General features: G+C 64.9%; 21 protein-coding genes. 10 read left to right on the forward strand and 11 right to left on the reverse strand.

Going from position 1 to position 24,374, the window contains the following annotated elements:
* The first annotated feature begins 176 nt into the window (after positions 1 to 176).
* Positions 177 to 593 carry a metalloregulator ArsR/SmtB family transcription factor gene (locus IVB54_RS17000; RefSeq protein WP_204511433.1) on the forward strand — a complete coding sequence of 139 codons (417 nt, stop codon included), beginning with the start codon at positions 177 to 179 and terminating at the stop codon, positions 591 to 593.
* 2 nt (positions 594 to 595) lie between these two features.
* Entirely contained in the window at positions 596 to 1,087 is a 492-nt protein-coding gene (locus IVB54_RS17005) for an SRPBCC family protein (protein ID WP_247777373.1), read from the forward strand.
* 120 nt (positions 1,088 to 1,207) lie between these two features.
* Here IVB54_RS17005 and IVB54_RS17010 read toward each other — a convergent pair whose 3' ends face one another.
* The 3 genes from IVB54_RS17010 to IVB54_RS17020 are packed head-to-tail and all read right to left on the reverse strand — an operon-like array spanning position 1,208 to position 4,340.
* Positions 1,208 to 2,428, reverse strand: a complete 1,221-nt coding sequence (locus IVB54_RS17010; protein ID WP_204511431.1) for an ABC transporter substrate-binding protein — start codon at positions 2,426 to 2,428, stop codon at positions 1,208 to 1,210.
* A gap of 22 nt (positions 2,429 to 2,450) precedes the next feature.
* A complete protein-coding gene (locus IVB54_RS17015) occupies positions 2,451 to 3,425 on the reverse strand; it encodes a tripartite tricarboxylate transporter substrate binding protein (protein WP_204511430.1) in 975 nt (324 codons plus the stop codon).
* Positions 3,426 to 3,461: 36 nt separating this feature from the next.
* Positions 3,462 to 4,340: an IclR family transcriptional regulator gene (locus IVB54_RS17020; protein ID WP_204511429.1), complete on the reverse strand. Its 879-nt coding sequence runs from the start codon at positions 4,338 to 4,340 to the stop codon at positions 3,462 to 3,464.
* Positions 4,341 to 4,549: 209 nt separating this feature from the next.
* On the opposite strand from IVB54_RS17020, the gene IVB54_RS17025 reads away from it, so the two are divergent.
* Positions 4,550 to 5,389 (forward strand): hypothetical protein, encoded by an 840-nt coding sequence (locus tag IVB54_RS17025; protein ID WP_247563201.1) that lies wholly within the window; start codon positions 4,550 to 4,552, stop codon positions 5,387 to 5,389.
* Positions 5,390 to 5,393: 4 nt separating this feature from the next.
* Here the strand turns inward: IVB54_RS17025 and IVB54_RS17030 are convergent, their stop codons facing one another.
* On the reverse strand, positions 5,394 to 6,056 hold the full coding sequence (locus IVB54_RS17030) for a response regulator transcription factor (RefSeq protein ID WP_085384464.1): 663 nt from the start codon (positions 6,054 to 6,056) through the stop codon (positions 5,394 to 5,396).
* On the reverse strand, positions 6,053 to 7,438 hold the full coding sequence (locus IVB54_RS17035; RefSeq protein ID WP_247777375.1) for a HAMP domain-containing sensor histidine kinase: 1,386 nt from the start codon (positions 7,436 to 7,438) through the stop codon (positions 6,053 to 6,055). Before IVB54_RS17035 ends, IVB54_RS17030 begins: the two co-directional genes overlap by 4 nt.
* A gap of 190 nt (positions 7,439 to 7,628) precedes the next feature.
* Between IVB54_RS17035 and IVB54_RS17040 the strand changes: the two genes are divergently transcribed.
* Positions 7,629 to 8,501 (forward strand): DUF3280 domain-containing protein, encoded by an 873-nt coding sequence (locus IVB54_RS17040; protein ID WP_247370547.1) that lies wholly within the window; start codon positions 7,629 to 7,631, stop codon positions 8,499 to 8,501.
* Positions 8,502 to 8,514: 13 nt separating this feature from the next.
* On the opposite strand, the gene IVB54_RS17045 is transcribed toward IVB54_RS17040, so the two are convergent.
* Genes IVB54_RS17045 through IVB54_RS17055 form a run of 3 tightly spaced genes read right to left on the reverse strand, consistent with a single transcriptional unit; the run spans position 8,515 to position 11,551 of the window.
* Positions 8,515 to 9,546: an L-idonate 5-dehydrogenase gene (locus IVB54_RS17045; RefSeq protein ID WP_247370549.1), complete on the reverse strand. Its 1,032-nt coding sequence runs from the start codon at positions 9,544 to 9,546 to the stop codon at positions 8,515 to 8,517.
* Between the two features lie 26 nt (positions 9,547 to 9,572).
* On the reverse strand, positions 9,573 to 10,340 hold the full coding sequence (locus IVB54_RS17050) for an SDR family oxidoreductase (protein ID WP_085384460.1): 768 nt from the start codon (positions 10,338 to 10,340) through the stop codon (positions 9,573 to 9,575).
* 11 nt (positions 10,341 to 10,351) lie between these two features.
* Positions 10,352 to 11,551: a mandelate racemase/muconate lactonizing enzyme family protein gene (locus IVB54_RS17055; RefSeq protein ID WP_085351339.1), complete on the reverse strand. Its 1,200-nt coding sequence runs from the start codon at positions 11,549 to 11,551 to the stop codon at positions 10,352 to 10,354.
* A gap of 179 nt (positions 11,552 to 11,730) precedes the next feature.
* Between IVB54_RS17055 and IVB54_RS17060 the strand changes: the two genes are divergently transcribed.
* Together IVB54_RS17060 and IVB54_RS17065 are read left to right on the forward strand one after the other, a co-directional pair.
* Positions 11,731 to 12,495, forward strand: coding sequence for a GntR family transcriptional regulator (locus IVB54_RS17060; protein ID WP_018455240.1), 765 nt, complete (start codon positions 11,731 to 11,733; stop codon positions 12,493 to 12,495).
* A gap of 25 nt (positions 12,496 to 12,520) precedes the next feature.
* Positions 12,521 to 13,885, forward strand: a complete 1,365-nt coding sequence (locus IVB54_RS17065) for an MFS transporter (RefSeq protein ID WP_085351341.1) — start codon at positions 12,521 to 12,523, stop codon at positions 13,883 to 13,885.
* Positions 13,886 to 13,894: 9 nt separating this feature from the next.
* Here IVB54_RS17065 and IVB54_RS17070 read toward each other — a convergent pair whose 3' ends face one another.
* On the reverse strand, positions 13,895 to 15,145 hold the full coding sequence (locus tag IVB54_RS17070; RefSeq protein ID WP_247777376.1) for an arsenic transporter: 1,251 nt from the start codon (positions 15,143 to 15,145) through the stop codon (positions 13,895 to 13,897).
* A 286-nt stretch (positions 15,146 to 15,431) separates the two neighbouring features.
* Positions 15,432 to 17,909 (reverse strand): PAS domain S-box protein, encoded by a 2,478-nt coding sequence (locus tag IVB54_RS17075; RefSeq protein WP_085384459.1) that lies wholly within the window; start codon positions 17,907 to 17,909, stop codon positions 15,432 to 15,434.
* A 215-nt stretch (positions 17,910 to 18,124) separates the two neighbouring features.
* Between IVB54_RS17075 and IVB54_RS17080 the strand changes: the two genes are divergently transcribed.
* The 4 genes from IVB54_RS17080 to IVB54_RS17095 all read left to right on the forward strand — a co-directional run bounded on the left by IVB54_RS17080 (position 18,125) and on the right by IVB54_RS17095 (position 22,720).
* Positions 18,125 to 19,195: a putative zinc-binding peptidase gene (locus IVB54_RS17080; protein ID WP_085384458.1), complete on the forward strand. Its 1,071-nt coding sequence runs from the start codon at positions 18,125 to 18,127 to the stop codon at positions 19,193 to 19,195.
* Between the two features lie 183 nt (positions 19,196 to 19,378).
* Positions 19,379 to 21,394, forward strand: a complete 2,016-nt coding sequence (locus IVB54_RS17085) for an acetyl/propionyl/methylcrotonyl-CoA carboxylase subunit alpha (protein ID WP_247777377.1) — start codon at positions 19,379 to 19,381, stop codon at positions 21,392 to 21,394.
* 163 nt (positions 21,395 to 21,557) lie between these two features.
* The gene (locus IVB54_RS17090) at positions 21,558 to 22,424 is read left to right on the forward strand and encodes an isocitrate lyase/PEP mutase family protein (protein ID WP_018455234.1); all 867 of its coding nucleotides are present in this window, start codon (positions 21,558 to 21,560) and stop codon (positions 22,422 to 22,424) included.
* Positions 22,421 to 22,720 carry an acylphosphatase gene (locus tag IVB54_RS17095; RefSeq protein WP_007603158.1) on the forward strand — a complete coding sequence of 100 codons (300 nt, stop codon included), beginning with the start codon at positions 22,421 to 22,423 and terminating at the stop codon, positions 22,718 to 22,720. Before IVB54_RS17090 ends, IVB54_RS17095 begins: the two co-directional genes overlap by 4 nt.
* A gap of 8 nt (positions 22,721 to 22,728) precedes the next feature.
* Here IVB54_RS17095 and IVB54_RS17100 read toward each other — a convergent pair whose 3' ends face one another.
* Complete coding sequence (locus IVB54_RS17100; RefSeq protein ID WP_085351344.1) at positions 22,729 to 24,249, reverse strand: PAS domain-containing sensor histidine kinase; 1,521 nt, start codon at positions 24,247 to 24,249, stop codon at positions 22,729 to 22,731.
* Positions 24,250 to 24,374: the final 125 nt, after the last annotated feature.

A 24,374-nucleotide genomic window follows, 5' to 3' on the forward strand; every position in this document is an offset into this window, starting at 1 on the left:
CCGCGCGAATGGTCCGTTAGCCCGGATGGAGCGAAGCGCAACCCGGAAAGTGCCGCAGCCGAGCGAGCGGCCCCGATTACGCTTCCCTTCATCCAGGCTACCAGTCGGCAAAATTAACTTAGCTAATTGGCTTACAATTGTTGACGCGAGATCATGGCAGCCCTATAGTTAGCCCCATGGCTAACCAACTATCCCGGCTCGATCAGGTTTTCGCGGCCCTTGCCGATCCCACCCGGCGGGCGATCGTGATGCGGCTCTGCGCCGGCGAGGCGTCGGTCGGCGAACTCGCCGATCCCTTCGCGATGGCGCTGCCGAGCTTCATGAAGCACATCCATGTGCTGGAGACGAGCGGTCTCGTCCTGTCGGAGAAATCCGGCCGCGTGCGCACCTGCCGCCTCAGTCCTGACGCGCTCCTCACTGCGGAGGACTGGTTCCAGCACCAGCGTGCGATCTGGGAGGCGCGGCTCGATCGCTTCGAAACCTATGTGATGAAGCTGAAGAAAGAGCGGGCGGCTGCCAAACGGGCGACCAAGTCAAGTAACAAGCCGATCGACAAGACAACCGGCAAGACAACCAGACGGAAAGGTTCCTGACGATGACGAATTCTGCCAATCCCGCGCTGTCGCAATGGTCGCTCGACCGTGAGATCGTGATGTCGCGCGTGATCGACGCGCCGCGCGATCTGGTGTTCAAAGCGTGGTCCGACCCGAAGCATCTGCCGCAATGGTTCGGCCCGAAGGGCTTCAAGGTTGAGACCTTCGAGATCGACGTGCGGGTCGGCGGCGTCTGGCGCTTCAACATGATCGGCCCGGACGGCACGGTCTACCCGAACCGCATGCGCTTTCGCCGCATCGAACGGCCGTCGCTGATGGAGATGGATCACGGTACCGACCAGGACGAGGATCCCGGAATGTTCCGTTTCACCGTCACCTTCGCCGAGCAGAGCAACGGCAAGACGGTTCTGATGATGCGGCAGCTGGCGTCGAGCGCGGCGCAGCGCGACGGCATGATCAACTTCGGTGCCGTCGAATACGGCTACCAGACACTCGACAAGCTCGCGGCCTATGTGAGTGGGATGAAGAGGTAGGGCGAGCAGCCACTTCCTCTCTCATGCGGAGGAGGCCGCGGAGCGGCCGCCTCGAAGCACGAGGACCATTGGTGAAGCCTTCATTCTTCAAGGCGCGCGCCCCTCGGGATGAGGGGCGCTTCATTCCTTCGCGTCGTCCGTGACGATGTCGCCGAGTTTCTGCCAGCGCTGGCCGTCGAACTGCACCATCTGGAACTGCTTGTTGACGCGATAGTCCGTCGGCGTCGTCGTCACCGAGATCCCCGGCAGCGTCAGGTCGAGTGCGATGTTGTTCAGGCTGGCGGCCTGGCGCATCACGTTCTCGCGCGTGAGATCGTCGCCGCATTGCTTCAGCACCTGCACCAGCAGCTGCGCGGTGATATAGCCGTAGACGTTCAGGTTCGAATCCTTGTCGCCCTCCGGGTAGTACTTGGCCATGAAGGCGAGATATCGCTTCATGCCGGGATCGTCCTTCCATTCGGGATCGGCTGAATCCTTGACATAACCGACGCTGACGACGCCCTTGGCGTTGTCGAGTCCGGCAGGTTTCAGCACCGCGCTGACCGAGGAGGCGTTGATGTCGATGATGTGCAGCGGCTTCCAGCCGATCTCGGCCACCTTCTTGATCGCCTGCGCGGCCTGTTTCGGCGTGGTGGCGCTGAACAGCACGTCGGCACCGGCATCCTTCAACCGCAGGATCTGCGAGTCGATGGTCGGCTCGGTGATCTCGTAGGACGTCTCGGCGACGATCATCTTCGCTTTGTCACCGAGACCTGCCTTGAAGCCGGCGAGGTAATCCTTGCCGAGATCGTCGTTCTGATAGAGCACGCCGATCCTGGCGTTCGGATGGTTCTTCAGAAGATATTGCGCGTAGATCCGGCCCTCGACGAGGTAGGACGGATTGAAGCCCATGGTCCAGGGGAAGTTCTTCGGATCGGTGAAACGCGCCGCGCCCGTTGCCGCGAAGAGCTGCGGGACCTTCTTGGCGTTGAGATATTTTTGCACGGCGACATTGGGCGCCGTGCCAATGATCTGGAAGGTCAGCAGCACCTCGTCGCTTTCGACAAGCTTGCGGGTCTGCTCAACCGTCTTCGGAGGCGAATAGGCATCGTCATACTGGATCAGATTGACCTTGCGGCCGTTGACGCCGCCCTGGTCGTTGATCATCTTCATGTAGGCGGCCTGGGTCTTGCCGATGACGGCATAGGCCGAGGCCGGCCCGCTGAGCGGGACGGTCTGGCCGACCTTGATCTCGGTGTCGGATGCGCCGGGATCGTATTTCTTCTGGGCCTGTGCCGCCGGGATCGATAGCGCGAGAACGATCGCGACTGCCGGGACACGGTTGAGAAGTACGTTTTTCATTTCCATTCCCTGTTCGTGACTGTCACTCGCCCTTGAGACCGGCCTCGCGGATCAGCCCGGTCCACTTTTTTGTTTCGTTGTCGATGAACTGACCGAACTCGGCCGCGGTGCCGGCGCGCACTTCGAGGCCCTGGGCGGTCAGCTTGTCCATGACCACCGGCTCGGCCAGCGCGCGCAAGACTTCGGCCTGCAGCTTGTCGACGATGGCCCGCGGCGTCGTCGAAGGCGCCATGAAACCGTACCAGCCGGCCGCGGCCACGTTGGGAAAACCCTGCTCGCGCAGGGTCGGCGCTTGCGGATAGAGCGCGCTGCGTTCGGCCGAGGCGACGCCGAGCACGATGAACTTGCCGCTCTGGATGTAGGGCAGTGCGGTCGGCAGCGCCGTCAGCGTGGCATCGACGCGGCCGGCGAGCAGTTCGGTGTAGGACGCGGCATCGCCACGGAAGGGAATGTTGAGACCCTTGACGCCGGCATCCTTGAACAGGAGTTCGCCGGCAAGATGCGGCTGCGAGCCGGCGCCGGGCGAGGCGAAGGTCAGGCCATCCGGCTTCGATTTGCCGTAGGCGATCAATTCGGGAAGCGTCTTGAACGGCGCATCCGCGCTGATGATCAGGAACAGCGGCGCGATCACAGCCATCGCGACGGGCTGCAGATCCTTGCGCTCATAGGTCAGCTTGCCGAACAGCGCTTCGGCGGTCGCGTAGGGCGCCGCGACATAGAGGAGGGTATAGCCGTCGCCCGGCGCATGCGCGACCGTGTCGTTGGCGATGCGGGTGCCGGCGCCCGGCTTGTTCTCTACGATGAACTGCTGGTGCAGGTTGCGGCCGAACTCTTCGGCCAGCAGCCGCAGCGAGATGTCGTTGGAGCCGCCGGGCCCGTAAGGCGAGATCAGCCGCACCATACGCGACGGCCAGGCGTCCTCAGCGCGTGCGGCGAATGGAAGTCCGGATATCGAAAGAGCGAGGGTGCCCAAAAATGTTCGCCGTGTGATGGTCATGGTGGCCTCCCGATGGCGGAGCGCCGATTGTCTTGTTCATCGCCTGGCGCTCTTCTTGTTCTGCTTTTGTGTTTCGGTCGCCGGTGCCGCCCCAATCATGGTGCGGATGCTGTCGGCAAGAGCGGCAATGCGCGGGCCGATCTCGCCCTCCAGCTGGCCGGGCTGGAGCCGGAATGCGGGGATGCCGCAATTGATCGAAAAGGCCTGCTTCGCCTCACGCGCATGAAACAGCGGCGCGGCGACGGCATGGATCGAGGCGATGTACTCGCCGAAGCAGGTGCAGAAGCCACGGCTGATGCATTGTGCGAGGCCGGCGCGGTATGTCTCGCGGAAGGCCGACCACAGCTCGGTGTCCTCGCTTGCAATGCGCTCTTCGAGCAGCGCGGCATCGGCCTGCGGCAAGGTCGCCGCCGCGGCACGGCCCATCGCCGTCATCACCACGGAAATGGGCATGCCGATGTCGGGGACGTGCGGGCCGACGTCGCCGGAGCGCGCGGTCTCGACATAGATCATGGAGGTCGCATCGAGCAGGCCGATCGAGACCGTGCCGCGCACGCTTTGCGCGAGCTCCTGCATCATGGGCCGCGCGACCTGGCGGAACTGCATGTCGGCGAGCAGCGGATGCGCCATGCGAAGGGCGCGCGCGCCGACGCGATATTTGGCGCGTTCGGAATCGTAGCGGAGGTAGCCGAGCTCGGCGAGCGTATGCGTCAGCCGCGCCACCGTTGGACGCGGAATCCCGGTCAGCGTCGACAGCTCCATGTTGCCGAGCTGCGTCGCTCCCGCCTTGAACGCTTCGAGCACCACGAGACCCTTTGCCAGCGTCGTCGCGAACGCGGCGTCGTCGATGCTGTCCGCCAGCACGGCGGCAGCGGACGAGGAGGCGCGGATCGGTTTGGACGCGGTTTTGGCCATCGAGGATTAAATGAACCCGGTCGGGGCGGTTGTCCAATAGATTCATAAAATAGTATTTTGTGTCCACTATCCGGACACGCCGGCGTTGCCCGTGCGGATAAAATGTGCGCGACGAGCTCCGCCGCACACAGATTCTAGTCGTGATTCCGTGGGTTGGTGTGACAGGATTATTACGACTGAATGTCATATCGATTACAGCGGAGCGATTCATGTTGCAGCAGGCGCGGACAAATCCCCTCGCGTGGTGGTGGGGGTCCCTGACGCTGGTCAGTGCTGCCAACATTCTCGCCTGGTTCATGCTGTACCGCGCGTTCGATCCCACGTCCGCCGGCCGCATCAGTGGCGGCTCCGACATCGGAGTGATGTTCCTGCTCTGCGCCGGCTATGTCTTCGGCTGCGCCTTCCGCTCGTTCCTGCCGCGCGCCGACGTGCAGCGAATCTGTCTGTTCGACACCTGGCTCTCCAGCGTCTTCGTCGGCCGCACGGTCGCGACCGTGGCCGAACTGTGCTTCGCGGCGCAATGGGCGGTCATCCTGCATCAACTCGGGACCATGACGGGCGCCGAGACGGTTGTGAACATCGCGTGGGTGATCGTGCCCATCATCATCATCGCGGAGTGCTTCTCCTGGTATGCGGTGGTGACGACAAACTTCCTTTTCAACGCGATCGAGAACTCGCTGTGGGCGGTGACATTCTTCCTCGCGGGCATCGCGCTGTGCCGGCTGATGCCGGAATTCCAGGGGCCGGTGCGCTGGGCGCTGATTGCCGGCATCGTCGGCATCGCCTGCTTTCTGGCCTTCCTCGTCACCGTCGACGTGCCGATGTATCTCAGCCGCTGGCGGGCAGGGTATGAAGAGGGCAACCGGTTGCTCGGCTTCCTCGAAGGCCTGCATGACGTCTCGACGCGCTGGGTCGTGACCCACGACATCGCGCACTGGAAGGGCGAGCTGACCTGGATGTTCCTGTATTTCACCGCCGCCGTGTGGTCGAGCCTTGCGCTTTGTGCGCTCTACGCGATGGAAGGCTATCTCACGCGCTATCTGGCTTGAGCAATCAGGCCTCGCCGAGATCGACCTCCGTCAAGATGCCCTGGCGCAGCGCCAGCCGGACCAGCTCGATGTCGGATCCGACGCCGAGCTTGTCCTTGATCAGGGAATGCAGGTTCGCCACCGTCTTCGGGCTGACATGGAGCGTCTCGGCGATCTCCTCTGTCGTATTCTCGGCGAGCAGCAGCCGCAGCACTTCGAATTCGCGCGGCGTGAGGACGTCGGCGGCAGAGCTTTCCCCGGCCAGCCGGCTCAGCGCGAGCTCATGGTCGATGTCGGGGCTGATTGCGATCCTGCCGGCGAGCACGTCCATCACGGCGCGCACCAGCGTCTCCGGCGGACTGGTCTTGGTGACGTAGCCCCTGGCGCCGGCGCGGATCGCCTGCACGGCAAAGCCGGCATTCTCGTGCATGGTGAAGACGAGGATCCTCGCGCCCTTGTCCCACTGCCTGATGCGCCTGACCGCCTCGATGCCGCCGATGCCGGGCATGCTCAGATCCATGATGACGAGGTCGGGCGCCTCCGATTTGTAGAGACGATAGGCCTCGGCGCCGTCGGCGGCTTCGGCGATGACGCGAAGTCCCGGCTGCTTCTGGAGCACGGAGCGATAGCCCTCGCGGACGACGGAATGGTCGTCGACCAGCAGAATGGTCGCGCCGGCCGCGCTCATGCGGCGTGCTCCAGCGGCGGCCGATCGGCGGCTGCGAGCGGAATGACGACGCGCAGTGCGGAGCCGCCGTTCGGCTTGGCCTCGAAGCTCAATTGGCCGCGCAAGGCCGCGACGCGCTCGCGCATGCCGAGCAGGCCCATTCCGGATTTCGCGACGGGATCGGTCGCGCGTCCGTCATCGTCGATCGCAAGCGCGATCTCGCTCGCCCCCATCGTCAATTCCAGGCTGACCCGCGTGGCGACGGCATGCTTGGCGGCATTGGTGAGCGCCTCCTGCACGATCCGGTAGAGGCTGGCGCTGATCGTGGCCGGCAGGGTCTCGAATGCGCCGTCGAACCGGATCGAGAAGCGCGTCTCGCCGCGGCTGCGCCCGTTCCAGCCCGCGACCAGGCCTTCGAGGCTGGCGACGAGCCCGAGCTCCTCGACATCCGGCGGCCGCAGCCGGAACAGTGTGCCGCGCAACGTCTCCATCATGCCGGTTGCGGTCCGCGCGATGCCGTCGCATTCGCCAAGCAAGGAAGGGCAGTCCTGCGCGGCGGTCTGGCGGGCGGAGGAGGCGAGCGCCCGGATGGCGGCGAGCGACTGGCCGAACTCGTCATGCAGCTCGCGCGCGAGATGGCGGCGCTCCTCGTCCTGGAGCGCGATCAGCTTCCGCGTCAGCTCGCTGCGTTCGGCAAGTGCGGTCTCGAGGCTTTCGGCGAGATGGTTGAAGCCGTCGCGGATCGGGGAGAGCTCGGCAAGGTCGAACGGCGGCAGCCGCGTGGTGAGGTCGTTGGCGGCAATCCGCTCCAGGCCGGTGCGGATCATGCGGGTGGGGCGCAGCGCGCGTGCCAGCGCGGCGTAGACCAGGGCGCAGAGCAGCGGCAGCGCGATCGCCAGCGCCAGCATCAGGCGGCCGGCCTCGTGCCAGGCCTCCGCCGTCTGCACGGCCGGCTCGACCGAGACCACGGCGTCGCCAAGCTTCGCTCCGCGCACGATCACAGGCCGTGCCGCTTCGCGGCCGGGGTCGAACAGGCTGCGATAGAAGGCCGTGAAGGCTTGCGGCGGCGGGTTTGCCGGGGCGGGCGCGCCGCTGCAGAAGCGCTGGAGGATGTCGCCGCTCGTGCCGCGGAATGCCAGGCACAGGCCGGGCGTCATCACATAGGCCGAAACGGGGTCGAGGTTGGGAAAGTCCGAGCGCGGGCTGGCGACCCACTGGATCTTGCCCTGCTGTAGCTCCAGCGTCTTGGCGACGATGGCGGCGATGTCGTCGAGGCGCGCATGCGCCGCGCGGTCGGCCGTAATCAGGAAATAGGCGGAGATAACGGCGAAGCAGGCGGCCGATATCGCGGCCACGCGCAACGTCAGACGGACTTTGAGATCGAACCTCGGGCGGTTCCACATCGGCGGGCACCTGGTGCGAACGGGTTGTCGCGCCCGCATTAAACGGCAGAACGCACCTAGCGCAAAGCCGTCAGGTGTGAGTGCGGTGCACCGTCGTGAAATTTTCCCGGTCATCGCCGGGACCGGCGCTGCTGCGAGCCCTGATTACGCCGTCCAGATTGTGCGCCGCTCCGTCATACGAGGCACATTTATGCACCTGCGCCGGTTGATCCTCTCAGTCTGTCTCCTTGTCGTCCTTCCGCCGGCTTATGCGCTTGGTGCCGAGACTGCCGTCGGCGTCGCCATGGACGATTTCAGTTATACCGATACGTCAGCGGAGCCTGCCAACCAGACCGCCGCCCACGAGCGACGGCTGGCGGCCTTCATGGCTGCGCTCCGGCAAGATATCGGCGGAGACCGGCGCTACCGGCTGGTGCCCTCGGCCCAGGACGGCGCGGCGTTCAAGGTGATCGGCGGCATCCAGAAGACGAGCACACTGGTGCTATGGGCCAAGGTCGCCGTGATCGACGTTGGCGCCAGGAAGGTCGTGATGGACAAGCTCTACACCTTCCGCGGCGACAATGATGAATCATGGGAGCGTGCCGAGATCTTCGTCTCCCGCGAGATCATGGCCGCGCTCGGCGCACCCGCGCCGATCGCGCTGGCGGTGTTCGAATTCGAGCTCGAGGACAACACCGCGGCGCCGGCCGCCGGTCTCGCGGCCGCAGATGCATCCAATCTGGCCGAAGTGACCGGCAGTGTGCGCGATGCCCTTGGCCAATCCGGCCGCTACCGCCTCGTCGATGTCGGCAGCGCGAACGAGGAGGCGGTAAAGGCACGCGCTTTACGCGACTGCGGCGGCTGCGAAGCGGCGATGGCGCAAGGGCTCGGTGCGGATCAGTCTCTGATCGGGGTGGTGCGGCGGGTCAGCCGCACCGAATACACGCTCGGCTTCCAGGTGCGCGATGCCAGGACCGGCGCGGTGCTGGCACGCGGCGACAGCGGCCTGCGCCTGGGCGCGGACTATTCCTGGAAACGGGGCGCCGTGCGGCTGGTCAGCGACCGGCTGATCGAGAACCAATAGCAGCGCTCATCGATCAGAACGTCAATTGCACCTTCATCGACTGCGAGCGGTCGCTGGCGAGCTCGAACGCTGCGACCGCGTTCTCGAACGGCATGGTCGCCGTGATCAGCGGCTTGACGTCGATCAGGCCTTCGCCCATCAGCCGCACCGCCAGCTCGAATTCGGGATCGAAGCGGAAGGTGCCGCGCAGCTGCAATTCCTTGGCGACGATGGAGTTGATCGGCAGCGTCATTTCGCCGCCCAGGCCGAGCTGCACCAACGTGGCACCCGGCCTGAGCACGTCGAGCGCGGTGCGGAGTGCGGCCTGGTTGCCCGAGGCTTCGAACAGCGTGTCGAACACACCCTTGCCGGTGCGCCACGGATCGAGCGCCGCGGCGTCGGCCGCGACATTGATGGCATGACTGGCCCCGAGCTTCCTGGCGACCGCTAGCGGCGCCTCCGCGACGTCGGTGACCACGATCTCGGCCGCGCCGCCGAAGCGCGAGACCAGGATCATCAGCGCGCCGATCGGGCCGCAGCCGGTGATCAGCACGCGCTTGCCGAGCAGGGGCCCGGCCTGCTTGCCGGCATGCAGGCACACCGCGAGCGGCTCGGCGACCGCGGCTTCCGCCAGCGACAGCTTGTCGGCGATCGCAACGGCCTGCGCCGCATCGACCGTGATGAATTCGCGAAAGCCGCCCTGCACATGGGGAAAGCGCATCGCGCTGCCGAGAAAGCGCATGTCGAGGCACTGGTTGCGCATACCCTCCTGGCAATGCAGGCACCGGCCGCACGGCTTGCTCGGATTGACCGCGACCCGAGTGCCCGGCTTCACGTTCGTGACGCCGTCACCGACGGCTGCGACCACGCCCGCGATCTCGTGCCCCAGCGCCATCGGCTGCTGGATGCGCACGACACCGAAGCCACCGTGATGATAGTAGTGCAGATCGGAGCCGCAGATGCCGCCGTTCGCGATCTTGACGCGGACTTCGCCCGGACCGGGCGCTGCATCTGGATAGCTATCGATCCGCAGATCTTTCGGTGCGTGAATGACGACGGCGTGCATGGTTGGCTCCCTCAGCGTTTCGCGGCTCACATCGCAGCGATCATGCCGCCATCGACATAGATGATCTGGCCGTTGACATAGGTCGAGGCATCCGAGGCCAGGAAGATCGCAGCGCCCACCAGCTCGTCCGGTCGGCCCCAGCGCTTGGAGGGAACGCGGCCCATCAGCCAGTTGTTGAAGTCGGTGTTGTTGACCAGCGCCTCGTTCATGTCGGTCAGCATGTAGCCGGGGCCGATCGCGTTGGCCTGGATGCCGTGCTGGGCCCATTCCACCGCCATCGAGCGGGTCAGGTTCTTGATGCCGCCCTTGGCAGCGGTGTAGGGCGCAATCGTGGGACGCGCGAGCTCGCTGCCGAGCGAGCCGATATTGATGATTTTGCCGTACTTGCGCGGGATCATGCGCTTGGCCGCCTCGCGGCCGATCACGAAGGCGCTGGTGAGGTTGGTCTCGATCACCTTGCGCCACTCGTCGGTGGTGAACTCCACCAGCGGCTTGCGGTGCTGGATGCCGGCATTGTTGACGAGGATGTCGACCGCGATGCCCCTCTTGTCGAAGTCGTTGAAGGCGGCGACGATCGCAGGCTCGTCGGTGACATTGAAAGCGGCGCCTTCGGCCTGGTGGCCGGCGGCGCGAAACTCGGCGACGGCCTGCTCGACACGCTTGGGATCGACGCCGTTGATGATCAGCTTGGCGCCGGCCTTGGCCATGCCCTCGGCAATGGCGCGGCCGAGGCCGCGGGAGGAGCCGGTCACGAGCGCGGTGCGGCCGGAAAGATCGAAGAGGGCGGTGCTCATCTCAAGAATCCTCAGACGTTGGAACGGCGCACGGTCAGATCGGAGCGGTCGAAGACGGCAGGCAGAAGGTCGACGCCGAGGCCGGGGCCTTCCATTGGATAGACAAAACCATCCTTGATCGTGGGCATGGTGGTCACGAGCTCATTGTACCAGCCCTTGTAGAAGGCGCGCACGGATTCCTGGATCAATGTGTTGGGCTGGCTGAACGACATGTGGATGGCAGCGATGAAGCCGATCGGGCCGATGCAGTCGTGCGGTGCGAAGGGCCGGTGATAGGTCTCGGCCATCGCCGCGATCTTGCGGCCCTCGGTGAGGCCGCCGGTCCAGCACAGATCCGCCATCACCACATGCATAGCGTCGCGGTCGAGCATGTCCTTGTAGGGGAAGCGCGAGCCCAGCGTCTCGCTGGCGCAGACCCAGACGTCGGTGCAGCGGGCATATTCGGCCAGCGCCTGCGGCGAGTTCATACGGATCGGGTCTTCGTACCAGGTCGGCTTGTAGGGCTCGAGCGCGCGCGCGATCTGTTTTGCGGTTGGCAGGTTCCACAGCGAGTGAAGCTCGACCATGATCTCCATCTTGTCGCCGACCGTCTTTCGGATCTTCTCGAACGGCTCGATCGCCTGCTTCATCTGCGCGGCGGAGATGTAGAGACCCTTGTTCTCCTGCGCCGCCGGATCGAACGGCCAGATCTTCATCGCGGAGATGCCGCTCTCCAGCAGGTTTTCGGCAAGCGCGTCGGCGCGGTGCATGAAGCCGTCGAGGTCTTCGTAGGGACTTTTGGCAGCGCCAAGATTCCAGTTCGCGACCGGGCTGATATTGGTGGAGCGGACATATTGGGTGCCGGCGCAGGTGTTGTAGATGCGCTGCTTGTCGCGGCAGAGGCCGCCGAGCATCTGGTGGACCGGCTGATTGCAGACCTTGCCGAACAGGTCCCACAGCGCAATGTCGATTGCCGAAGCCGCGCGATATTCGACGCCGGTGGACGACTGCGCCATCGGCAGGTTCAGCATGTCGCGATGGATCGCCTCGATGTGCAGCGGATTGCGGCCGAGCAGGCGGCCGGCAAAGGTGTCGTGGATCTGCGCCTCGACTGCGCCGGCGCCATAAAAGGTTTCACCGAGGCCGATCATGCCCGTGTCGGTGTGGACGCGCACCCAGATGACGTTGGAGAATTCTTCGGTGCGCAGCGTCTCTATCGACGTGATCTTCACGGCAATACTCCTCCCGTCGCAGGCGCGCGCAGCGCCGTCTTGTTGTCATTCCGCACCGCAACATGGTGCGGGCGCATGCGAAGTCTTACGCTCGCTTGTAATATATCACAACATGTTTTAGGGATATCACCAACAAGGCGCCATCCAGCAACGACGGCGCGGGCTGAGGGAGAGACGGCATGGCAACGCGCAAGCGCGCGCTCGAGGTGGTGAGGAACGACGACGGCGAGGGCAAGCCCTTCCGACGCAACCGTCTCAACTTCTTCGAGCTCGCCTACCAGAGGATCGAAGAGCTGCTCGTCCATTGCGAGCTCAAGCCAGGCCAGTTCATGACGATGCTGGAATTGCAGCACATCACCGGCTTCGGCCGTACGCCGGTTCATCACGCCGTCAATCGTCTCTCCGCCGATACGTTGATCATCATCCGACCGCGCCACGGTCTGCGCATTGCGCCGATCGATCTGGCACGCGAGCGCATGCTGCTGGCCTTGCGCCGCGACATGGAGCGCTTCGTGATCCGGCTTGCGGCCGATCGCGCCAGCCTCTCGCACCGCAATCAGGCGCTGCATATCGAGCGCCTTTTGCGCGAGCGCCGCGCCACTCTGACCCTCGACGAGTTCAACAGTATTGACCGCCGCATCGACGCGCTGGTGCTGGAGGCGGCAGGCGAGCCGTTTCTGGTGCACACGCTACGGCCGTTACACACGCTGTACCGGCGCATCGGCTACATCCACCACCGGTTCATGCCGGGACAGGCCGAACTGTCAGGCACGATCGATCGTCACCTCGCCATTCTCGCCGCGGTCGCCGGCCGCCGCGTCGAGGACGCGGTGAAGGCGAGCGATGCACTGATCGACTACATGGGCGAGATGTTCACCGGCATGGAGGTCGGGATCGACCCGCGCCTGCTCGATTGCAGCATCGAGCCGCTGCTTGGCACGTAAGAAAGTTTTGAAGAGAGGACCAAAGATGTCGACGATGGCGATGCCACAACCGACCGCGAGCGAAGCCGCGGTCCGCTACCTCATCACGAACTACAGTCCCAAGGGCAACAAGGTCGGCTGGCTGATGATGGCCTCGATCCTGGTCGAAGCCTGGGATCTCTATTCGATCGCCTTCGTGCTGATCTTCATCAAGGAGCAGTTCAATCCCGATCCGCTGATGCTGGGCCTGGCCGCGGCCGGTACGCAAGGCGGCGCCCTGATCGGTGCGCTGCTCGGCGGCTGGCTCTCCGACAAGATCGGCCGCCGCGTCATGTTCCTGGTGACGATGGTGCTGTTCATCGTGCTGGCGCTGGCGCAGGCCTTCGTGCCCAATGTGTTCTGGCTCGTCGTGATCCGCTTCTTGCTCGGCGTTCCGCTCGGTTCGGACATCTCGACCGGCTACACCTACATCATGGAATCCATGGCCAAGGGTGAGCGCGAAGTCATGGGCAACCGCTGGCAATTCATGTTCGCGGTCGGTGAGGTCCTGACGATCGGCGTCATCGTGATCTTCCTGCTGCTCGACATCAACCACGAAACGCTATGGCGGGTGACGCTCGGCCTCGGCGCGCTGCCGGCGCTGATCATCCTGATCATGCGGCACGACGTGCCGGAGACGGCGGTCTGGCTGGTGCAGAAGGGACGCTACCGCGAGGCCAAGCAGGTCGCGCGCGAGATGTTCAACGACGACCTCGCCATGCTGCCGGACCATGACGTGGAGGTGCCCAAGGTGTCCACCCGCGACTTCCTCGCCGACCTCAAGAAGGATCCGATCCGCTGGCGCGCCACGATCTACGGCTGGATCGCCTGCTTCGCGCAGGCCAGCGAGTTCTCGACCTTCGCGTTCTACCTGCCGGTGCTCTTCGTGATGGTCGGCGTGTCGAGCGTGCTCGGCATCAATCTGGTGACGATGGCGCTGTTCTCCTTCGCTGCCGTGTCGGGCTGGGTCGGTCCGCTGCTGACCCCGAAAATCGGCCACCGCGGCATCTCGATCGCGGGCTTCTCGATCGTGCTGGTCTCGCTGCTGGTCGCGGCCTTCGCGCTCTACACCGACAACAAGATCCTGCTGCCGTTCGCGGCTGCCGCGATGCTGTGGGGCCATTATTGGGATGCCTCCAACTGCATGACGATCCCGACCATGGTCGCCAAGCCGAAATATCGCGGCACCGCCAGCGGCTTCGCCTACATGTTCGTGAAGCTGCCGTCGTTCCTCGCGATCTTCCTGTTCCCGTCGTTGTTCGCGGCGATTGGGCAGGCGAATGCCACGCTGTTCGTCGCGATCTTCCCGCTGATCGGATTGCTTGCCGCAATCTTCATCCTGCCGGAAGTCTACGGCTACGAGAACGACTGATCTCGCAAGTTACCTGATCGCGGCCGCCAGGGCCGCGATCAGGGCCGGCGGCGTCACGAGCAGTCCGAGCTTGAGGAACGGCCAGGCGCCGACTTCGATCTTCTCCCGCCGCAGCGCCACCAGCCACAGGATGGTGGCGAGCGAACCGGTCACCGACAGATTGGGACCGAGATCGACGCCGATCAGGATGGCGCTCACGACCGCCGCGGGCAAGTGATCGCTGGCGGCGACCGAGCCGGCAACGAGACCGACGGGAAGATTATTGGCGATGTTGTCGGCGACCGCGGTGGCGATGCCGACGCTCCAGGCCGCCTTCGTCACGGATTGTCCGACAGCTTCATGCAGCAGCGCGCTGAGCTGCCCGATCACGCCGGTCTTGATCAGCGCTTCCACCATCACGAACAATCCGCCGACCAGCGGCAGCACGCTCCAGGAGACGCCGCGCAGCACGGGGAGCGGCGATTGCCGGTTGAGCAGCAGCACGATTGCGGCTGTCACCACGCCGCAAACGAAGGTCGGCAGGCCCAATTGCTTGTCCAACGCGGAGGCCGTGACCAGCACGACGCCGATCGCCACGATGCCGATCGCCGTCAGCTTGCCGCCGCGGCCGAGCTTGGGATGCGGCACTCTGCGCGCGATCGTCTCTTCCTTCAGGGCGCGGTGCTGGGTCAGGCGCAGCACGACATAAGTCAGCAGGATCGAGGCCGCCGAGGGCAGGGCGAACAGCTGCAGCCATTCGGTGAGCGCAGGCATGTGGGCGCCGAACACGACGAGATTGGCGGGGTTGGAGATCGGCAGCACGAAGCTCGCGGCATTGGCGATGAAGGCGCAGACGAAGAGATAAGGCAGCGGCTTGGCGCCGGCCGCACGCGTCGCGGCATAGACGGCGGGGGTCAGCACGATCGCGGTGGCGTCGTTCGAGAGCAGGACGGTGACGAGCGTGCCGACAATGTAGATCAGCAGGAACAGCCGCTGCGGCGAGCCGCCGGCATGTTCCACGGCGAGCGCTGCGAGATAGTCGAACAGGCCTTCGAGCCGCGCCAGCTCGGCGATCAGCATCATGCCGATCAGGAAAAGATAGACATCCACGCCTTTCTCGATGCCGGTGAGCGCATCCCGCCAGGGCAGCAGACCGAACAGCACGAGCGCACTGGCGCCGATGATGGCCCAGATCGCCTCCGGCAGGCGAAAGGGCCGGATGATGACGCCTCCGGTCGCGACGACGATGATGCTCCAGGCCCAGATGGCGTTAGACGGCACGTTCGATCCTTGAGATGTGTCGGTTCATTCGGCAGCGATAGCGGAAGCCGATGTCGATGTCTTCCCCCCGCGAGCGCGGACGGCTATCTGCGATTGCCGCGTCTCGGCCCGAGTTTCAGTCCACAATGTTGTTCAAAAGCCCGTTGGGTTGGAGCGGCGCGATAGCGCCGTCATTGCGAGGAGCGCAGCGACGAAGCAATCCAGACTGTTTCCGCGGAAAGATTTTGGATTGTTTCGCTGCGCTCGCAACTACGGAGTTTGTGGCAGCTTCGTGCGACCATAACACTCATCGCGCCATCGACGGCTTTGCCGTGATTGCCTTGCGCAAGATGCGCGACAGCGCTTCGACCGAATACGGCTTCTGGATCAGCTCGAAACCGCGATCGGCGTTCTCGGCGAGAACGTTGCTGTAACCAGAGGTGAGCACGACGGGCAGGCCCGGATAGCGTTCGCGGATGATGCCGGCGAGCTCGACGCCGTTCATGCCGGGCATGATGACGTCGGAGAAAACGAGATCGACGGCGAACTCGTTCTCGCCGAGAATGGCGAGCGCCGCATTGGCGTTGGCGGCGCGGCGGACGACATAGCCGAGGTCTTCCAGCAGCTCGGTGGAGAACCGGCCGACCTCGTCGTCGTCTTCCACCACGAGCACGCGATAGCCGCGCCCGGTGGCCGCGGCCTCATAGGTCAGCGCCGCGGCTTCCTGATCTGTCGCGGGGCTGTGCGCCCGCGGCAGATAGATGGTGAAGGTCGCGCCTTCACCATGGGTGCTCGTCACGGCAATGTCGCCCTCGGACTGCTTTGCGAAGCCGAAGGCCTGGCTCAGGCCGAGGCCGGTGCCCTTGCCGACCTCCTTGGTGGTGAAGAACGGCTCGAAGATGGCTTCGATGTTTTCGGGCGCGATGCCGCTGCCGGTGTCGGCAACGGAGATCGCGACATAGTCGCCGCCGCGCGCCGGTTGCGTGCGGAGGTCGGGGATTCCCTGAACTTTCCGGACCGCTATGGTGAGACGGCCTTCGCCGTCCATGGCGTCGCGGGCGTTGATGGCGAGGTTGATTAGCGCGGTCTCGAATTGCGCGATATCGGCGACCGTGAAGCAGTCGCCATCGTGAACCTCCACCGCAATTTCGATGCGGCCGCCGACCAGCGGCCGGACCAGTTGCGCCACGCCTTCAACCTGGCTGCCGACGTTGAAGATCTGCGGTTTCAGCGGCTGCCGGCGCGCAAACGCCAGCAGCTGGGCGGTCAGCTTGGAGGCACGCTCGACGGTGTCCGAGATAGCATCGACATAGCGGCGACGGCGCTCCTCCGGCAGCTCGCGGCGGCGCAGGAAATCGGTGGCCGAGCGGATGATGGTGAGCAGATTGTTGAAGTCGTGCGCGACGCCGCCAGTGAGCTGGCCGATCGCCTCCATCTTCTGCGATTGCCGCAACGCTTCCTCGCCGCGGCGGCGCTCGGTGATGTCGACAGCCTCGGGCACCGCGCCGGTGATGTTGCCGTGGCGGTCGAGCACCGGGCGCATGCCGAACTCGAAATCGCGCTCGCCGATGGGAAGGCGCAGGCGCATCTCCAGCCGCACGGCTTCGCCCTTGAGCACGGTGTCGAAGGCCTCGCGCACCCGCACGCTCATGCCGTCCGTCGTGCTGAACCAGGGCGTCTGCCACAAGGGCTTTCCGATCACGTCCGCAGGGCTCGCCTTGATGGCGTCGAGCACGGTCGTGTTGGCGTAAAGCAGCTCGCCCCTGAGATTGACGAGGCCCTGATATTGGTTGCTGGTCTCCAGGATCGCGCGCAGCCGCGCCTCGTTGGATTCGAGCTCGGCGGTGCGCTCGGCGATGCGTTCTTCCAGCGTCTCGTTGAGCTGCCGGAGCTCGATCTCGGCCTGCTTGGCCACGGTGATGTCATGGGCAACGCCGATAAAGCCGATATGCCTGCCGGTCGGGTCCCAGCGCGGCTGCGATTCCGAACGCAGCCAGCGCCATTCGCCGGCGGCGTTCTTGTAGCGGGCTTCCAGCACGAACGGTTTGAGTGATGCTTCGCCCTGAACGGATTGCTGTAGCACGTGGGGCAGGTCGTCCGGATGCAGCACCTTGCGCCAGTCGAAGGCAATGGCCTGGTCGTAGGGCAGGCCGACGAAATCGACATAGGCCTGGTTGGCGAAGGACCGTGTGCGGTCGAGTTTGGTGACCCAGATCGGCACCGGGGCGCTGTCGGCGATCAGCCGGAAGCGCTCTTCGCTCTCGCGCAGGGTCTCACGCACCAGCATCTGGTCGGTGACGTCGATATGGGCGCCGACGAGGCGAAGGGCGCGGCCGCCACCGTCCCGCTCGATCTTGGCGACGACGCGGATCCAGCGGGTCTCGCCGTCGCTGGGGCGGATGATGCGGTATTCTGCGGTATAGTCCTCACTGGTGCCGGACAGCGCTTCGATGAAGTGCTTCACCGTAGCGTCCCGGTCGCCGGGATGAATGCGATTGATCCAGTCCTCGTGCGACTCGTCGGCAGCTTCCGGCGGCAGGCCGTGAAGCATCAGATATTCCGGCGAACGGCGGTTCTTGAAGCCTTCGCGGAAATCGACTTCGAGACCGCCGACCTTGCCGATGCGCTGGATGCGCGCAAGTTCGGCTTCGCGCTCCTGGAGCGCGCGATAGGCGTTGTCGCGCTCGCGCGCAACATCTTCCAGGTGCTGGCGCAGCTTTTCGGCGGCGATGGTCTCGGGCAAAGGATCGTTCAAGGCGTTGGCCGTTGTGATGCGAGAGCGCACGTGGCGGACCGATATTCACACAGACGTAGCGCGATGGCCATTGCTCAGAGGGAATATGGAAAGAAAGGCGTCGCCGGATGCAGTATGGTGGGCATGAGCGAACGCCAAGTCTGGCTATTTGTTCCGAACATTGGAACGATGAGCCCGCCGCGCGCGTATCCGCGAGGCGCCACAACTGTCATTCCCAAAAGCTCCCTTTCCGAAGAGGCTAAATCTTGAAGCTTTTTGTCTGCCAGGCCTGCGGCAACGTCCTCTATTTCGAGAACCGCACCTGTGAACGCTGCGGCCATCGGGTCGCGTTCCTGCCGGAGAAGGAGACGATGTCGGCGATCGAGCCCGACGGAGAGGTCTGGGCCACGCTCGCCGACAAGGGCAGCGGACGCATGCCGTGCCGTAATGCCGAATATGATTCCTGCAACTGGCTGACGGATGCAGGTGATACCACCGGCTATTGCCGCGCCTGCCGGCATAACGGCGTCGTGCCGGATCTGTCGGATCAGGCGCAACTCGCCGGCTGGCGCGAGCTGGAGATGGCGAAGCACCGGCTGTTCTATTCCCTGATCCGCTGGAAGCTGCCGCTCCAGACCCGGCAGGACAATCCCGAACATGGCCTGATCTTCAATTTCCTCGCCGACGATCCGCAGAGCGGGCAGAAGGTCCTGACCGGCCACGACAACGGCCTGATCACGATCGCGCTGACCGAGGCCGACGACATCGAGCGCGAGCGGCGCAGGCTGGAGATGGGCGAGCCCTACCGGACGCTGCTCGGGCATTTCCGCCACGAGGTCGGGCACTATTTCTGGGACGTGCTGGTGCGCGACGGCGGCATGCTGGACGAATGCCGCGCCGTGTTCGGCGACGATTCCGCCGATTACGGTCAGGCCTTGCAGCGCCACTATGCCGAAGGCGCCCCGCCGGACTGGCAGCAGAACTACGTTTCTGCCTACGCGACCACGCATCCCTGGGAAGATTTCGCCGAGACCTGGGCGCACTATCTTCACATCGTCGACACTCTGGAGATGGCTAGCGAGTTCGGCATGGAGGTGCGGCCCAAGGTGGACCGCGACGGGGAGTTGACGGCGCGCATCCGCTTCAACCCGTACGAAGCGAGGGACGTCGAGGCCATCGTCAACGCATGGCTGCCCTTCACCTTCGCCATGAACAGCGTCAACCGCGCCATGGGCATGCGCGATCTCTATCCGTTCATCCTCTCGCCGGTCGTTGTCGACAAGCTCGGCTTCATTCACGGCGTGGTCCGGAACGTGGGCAAGGCCGGGAAGCCGTAGGCCGTCCGGGGCCTGTCAGGCCCGTTTCGGTCTTGCTTCGGTCTTGCGCTGGTACGCCAGAGGGGCCGGATTTTGACCGTTGCCTCCAGCCTATTTTGATGTACCACGGGAGCCACACGGCCCCTCCCATAGGCTCCAACGGCCAGGGAAGGGTCCCGCCCAAGGTCGAGACTCAAGAAAAGCATGTTCAAACGCATTCTGATCGCCAATCGCGGCGAAATCGCCTGCCGGGTCATCAAGACCGCTCGCCGCATGGGAGTTCAGACGGTCGCGGTCTATTCCGAGGCCGACCGCGACGCTCTCCATGTCGAGATGGCCGACGAGGCCGTGCTGATCGGCCCGCCGGCTGCGGCCGAGAGTTATCTGGTGATCGAGAAGATCGTGGAGGCCTGCCGCAAGACCGGCGCCGAGGCCGTGCATCCCGGTTACGGCTTCCTGTCCGAGCGCGAGGCGTTTCCGCGCGCGCTGGAGGCGGCCGGCATCGTCTTCATCGGCCCCAACCCGGGCGCGATCGCGGCGATGGGCGACAAGATCGAATCCAAAAGGGCTGCCGCGAAGGCAAAAGTCTCGACCGTGCCCGGCTATCTCGGCGTCATCGAGGACGCTACGCACGCGGTCAAGATCGCTGACGAGATCGGCTATCCCGTGATGATCAAGGCCTCCGCCGGCGGCGGCGGCAAGGGCATGCGCATCGCGCATTCGACCTCCGAGGTCGCCGAAGGGTTCAACCTCGCCAAGGCGGAGGCCAAGGCCTCGTTCGGTGACGACCGGGTCTTCATCGAGAAGTTTATCGTAGATCCCCGCCATATCGAGATCCAGCTGCTCGGCGACAAGCACGGCAACGTGATCTATCTCGGCGAGCGCGAATGCTCGATCCAGCGCCGCAACCAGAAGGTCATCGAGGAAGCGCCGTCGCCGCTGCTCGACGAAGCCACCCGCCGCAAGATGGGCGAGCAGGCGGTCGCACTCGCCAAGGCGGTGAATTACGACTCCGCCGGCACCGTCGAGTTCGTCGCGGGGCAGGACAAGAGCTTCTACTTCCTGGAGATGAACACGCGCCTCCAGGTCGAGCATCCTGTCACCGAGCTCGTCACGGGCGTCGACCTCGTCGAGCAGATGCTCCGCGTCGCCGCCGGCGAGAAGCTCGCCATTGCGCAGAAGGACGTCACGCTGACCGGCTGGGCAGTGGAGTCGCGCCTCTACGCGGAGGACCCGTTCCGCAACTTCCTGCCCTCGATCGGGCGTCTGGTGAAATACCGTCCGCCGGCGGAAGCGAGCCAGGACGGTATCACCGTGCGCAACGACACCGGCGTGCAGGAGGGCGGCGAGATCTCGATCCATTACGATCCGATGATCGCCAAGCTCGTCACCCACGCGCCGTCGCGCGCCGCCGCGATCGAGGCGCAGGCCACTGCGCTGGACTCGTTCTATGTGGACGGTATCCGCCACAACATCCCGTTCCTGTCGGCGCTGATGCATCATCCGCGCTGGCGCGAAGGCCGGCTCTCCACCGGCTTCATCGCCGAGGAATTCCCCAAGGGCTTTGCCGTGCGCGTGCCTGAAGGCGAGGTCGCACGGCGGCTCGCTGCGGTCGGCGCCGCCATCGATCACGTGCTCGGCGAGCGCAAGCGGCAGATCTCGGGGCAGATGGGCGGCCGCATCGTGCAGCGCGAGCGTCGCCGTGCGGTCTGGCTCGACCGCCAGGAGATCCTGCTGGAGATCGCGCGCGAGGGCGAGGCGGTCGCGGTGCGTTTCGTCAATGCTGACGGCAAGACCGGCAATGCGCATCTGTTGCTGTCGCCGTGGAAGCCGAGCGATCCTGTCTGGCAGGGCAGCATCGACGGGCATGTCGTCGCGGTGCAGGTGCGCCCGATCGCGAACGGTATCCGCCTCGCGCATCAGGGCGTCGAGGTGCCGGTCTATGTCTGGACCGAAGCGGAAGCTGCCTCGGCGCGGCTGATGCCGGTGACCACGGCTGCCGACACCGGCAAGAAGCTGCTTTGTCCGATGCCCGGTCTCGTGGTCTCGATCGCGGTGACCGAAGGGCAGGAGGTCAAGGCCGGCGAGACGCTCGCGGTGGTCGAAGCCATGAAGATGCAGAACGTTCTGCGCGCCGAGCAGGACGGCACGGTGAAGAAGATCCACGCCAGCGCCGGCGCGACGCTCGCGGTGGATGCGCTGATTTTGGAGTTTGCGTAACGTCATTGCGAGGAGCCACCGGGTCCGCGCGAAGCGCGGCCCGATGACAGGCTCCGCGACGAAGCAATCCAGTCTGTCTCTGCGGATGCATTTCTGGATTGCTTCGCTTCGCTCGCAATGACGGAGTATGCTGCGGCCTCCGTGACCTAACCGAGACATCACCATGGCCTTTCGTTCCCGCCGCGAAAAACTGCGATCGATCCTGTCGGGCGGGACGTGCGTCCATCCCGGCTCGGTCTACGACGCTATCTCGATCCGCATCGCCGAGGATCTCGGTTTCCCGCTCGGCATGTTCGGCGGCTCGGTGGCTTCGCTCGCGGTGCTCGGCGACCCCGACATCACGCTGATCACGCTCACGGAACTTGCCGAGCAGATGCGGCGGATGTCGCGTGCTGCAGCGCTTCCGGTGTTGGTCGATGCCGATCACGGCTATGGCAACGCGCTCAACGTGCGTCGCACGGTGCAGGAGCTGGAAACGGCGGGCGCCGCCGGCCTCACCATCGAGGACACGCTGCTGCCGGCTGGCTTCGGCGAAGCGAAGACGCAGCTGATCTCGCTCGAGGAGGGCGTCGGCAAGATGAAGGCGGCACTCGACGGCCGCGGCGACCCCTCGCTCGTCATCATGGGCCGCACCGGTGCGGCCTCGATCACCTCGATCGAGGATGCGATCCGCCGCGCCAGAGCTTATGAGGCTACCGGCGTCGACGCGCTGTTCTTCACCGGCATCAAGTCGCGCGCCGAGCTCGAGGCCATCGTGTCTGCGACGCGCCTGCCGATCGTGCTCGGCGGCGCGCCGGAGGAGTTGAACGTGCTCGAATACCTCGCTGGCCAGCGCGTGCGCATCGCGCTTCAGGGCCACGCGCCGATCGCGGCCGCAACGCAGGCCGTCTACGAGACGCAGAAGGCGCTACGCGACGGCACTGCGCCGAAGAATCTCAAAGGTCTCCCATCGTCGGACTTGACCAGCCGCGTCACGCGGGAGGCCGACGTCAAGGCGCGGAGCGCCGATGTCCTCGGACTGAAACAATGAGCCGGGCGATCCTCCAGGTCATGATCCGCGGCCGCGTGCAGGGGGTAGGCTACCGGGCCTGGCTCGAGTATCAGGCGACGACGTGCGGTCTCGAAGGCTGGGTCCGCAACCGCCGTGACGGCAGCGTCGAAGCGCTGTTCGCGGGGCCGCCGAAGCACGTCGCGGACATGGTTGCGCTGTGCCGCCACGGCCCGCCGTCCTCGCGCGTCGACAGCGTCACCAGCGAGACGGCCGACGTCGATGAACTGAACTTGCGCCGAGCAGGCGAGGCGTTTTCGGTGTTGCCGACGGTGTAGCTAAAGAATCACCGCGGCAGCTTGGCGATCGCTTCGCTCAATTCGTGGATCTCGTAGGGCTTGCGCAGGATCGGGAAATCGCCGCGCACGCCTGCGGCGACTTCGCTGTAGCCGGTGGCGAGCAGAATCGGCAGGCCGGGGCGGATCTGGCGGAGGTGATGGGCGAGGCTGAGCCCGTCCATCTTGCCGGGCATGACGATATCCGAGAACACGAAGTCGACGCCGTTCTTCTCGATCTCGCTCAAGGCGGCTTCGGCGTCCGCGACCCGGCGCACCTGATAGCCGAGCTGCTCCAGAAGGCCGATGCTGACGGCGGCGACGTCCGGATTGTCCTCGACCAGCAGCACCGTGCCGCTGCCTTGGAACGCCGGTTCTCCCGCCGCCTCACGCGATGGCTCGTCTTCTCCGCGCGGCAGCAGGATGGTGAAGGTCGTGCCCTTGCCGAGCGCGCTCGCGACCCGGACCGTGCCGCCGGCCTGATGGGCGAAGCCGTGCACCTGGGAGAGACCGAGGCCAGTGCCTTTTCCGATCGCCTTGGTCGTGAAGAACGGCTCGAAGATCTTGTCGAGAACGTCGGAGGGAATGCCGAGGCCGGTATCGGTGACGTCGATCGCGATGAATTCGCCCACGAGGGGGTCCTCGTCGAGCACGAGATTGCGCGCTGCGATCGTCACCGTGCCTCCGTCGGGCATCGCGTCGCGGGCATTGATGACAAGGTTGAGCAGCGCGGTCTCGAGCTCGGAAACGTCGGTCCTGATCGGCCAGACGTCGTCGCTGACGTCGAAAGCCAGGCGCACGGAGCTGCCGACGCCGGCATCGAGTACCTCGCGGATCGCCGCGATGCGGTCGGCGAAGTCGATCGCCTGCGGATTGACGCTCTGCCGCCGCGCGAAGGTGAGGAGCTGGTTGGTTAGCGCGGCGCCGCGCCTGGTAGCGGTTTCGATGGCCGAGATCGCGCGCTGAAGCTTGGCTTCGTCGTCGGCCCCTCGTTTCAGCATGTGGAGGCTGCCGCTGATGATCATCAGGAGGTTGTTGAAATCGTGGGCGACCCCGCCGGTGAGCTGGCCGAGCGCGTCGAATTTCTGGGATTCGGCGAGCTGCTTCTGCATCGCCTCGAGCTTGAGCTGGGTATTGCGCCGCTCGGTGATGTCGCGCGTGATCTTGGCGAAGCCGACCAGCTCGCCGGCCTCGTAGATCGGATCGATCACGACGCTGGCCCAGAAGAAGGTGCCGTCCTTGCGGACGCGCCAGCCTTCCTCCTCGTAGCGGCCCTTTTCCCGCGCGATGCCGAGCGCACGGGCGGGCTTGCCGTTGGCGCGGTCGGTCTCGGTGTAGAACCGGGAAAAGTGTTGGCCGAGGATCTCCCCGGGTGAATAGCCCTTGATGCGCTCGCCGCCAATGTTCCAGCTGGTGATTCTCCCGGTGGGATCCAGCATGTAGAGTGCGTAGTCCGCAACTCCTTCAACTAACAGGCGGAAACTGCGTTCGCTTTCGAACAAATCCCTCTGCTGACTAGACTTCTCGACCATTCCCGGACCCTGCCTCAACGGGGGCAAACGCAGTAGGTGGCGGATTGTTCCCGGAGGTTGGAACATTTTTAGGCAACATTGCGCGTCCGTATGCAGGACGCAAGCCAGCAGACGCTCGCCCGCAT

Source organism: Bradyrhizobium sp. CW1 (genome assembly GCF_023100665.1).
GTDB classification, from domain to species: Bacteria; Pseudomonadota; Alphaproteobacteria; order Rhizobiales; family Xanthobacteraceae; genus Bradyrhizobium; species Bradyrhizobium canariense_D.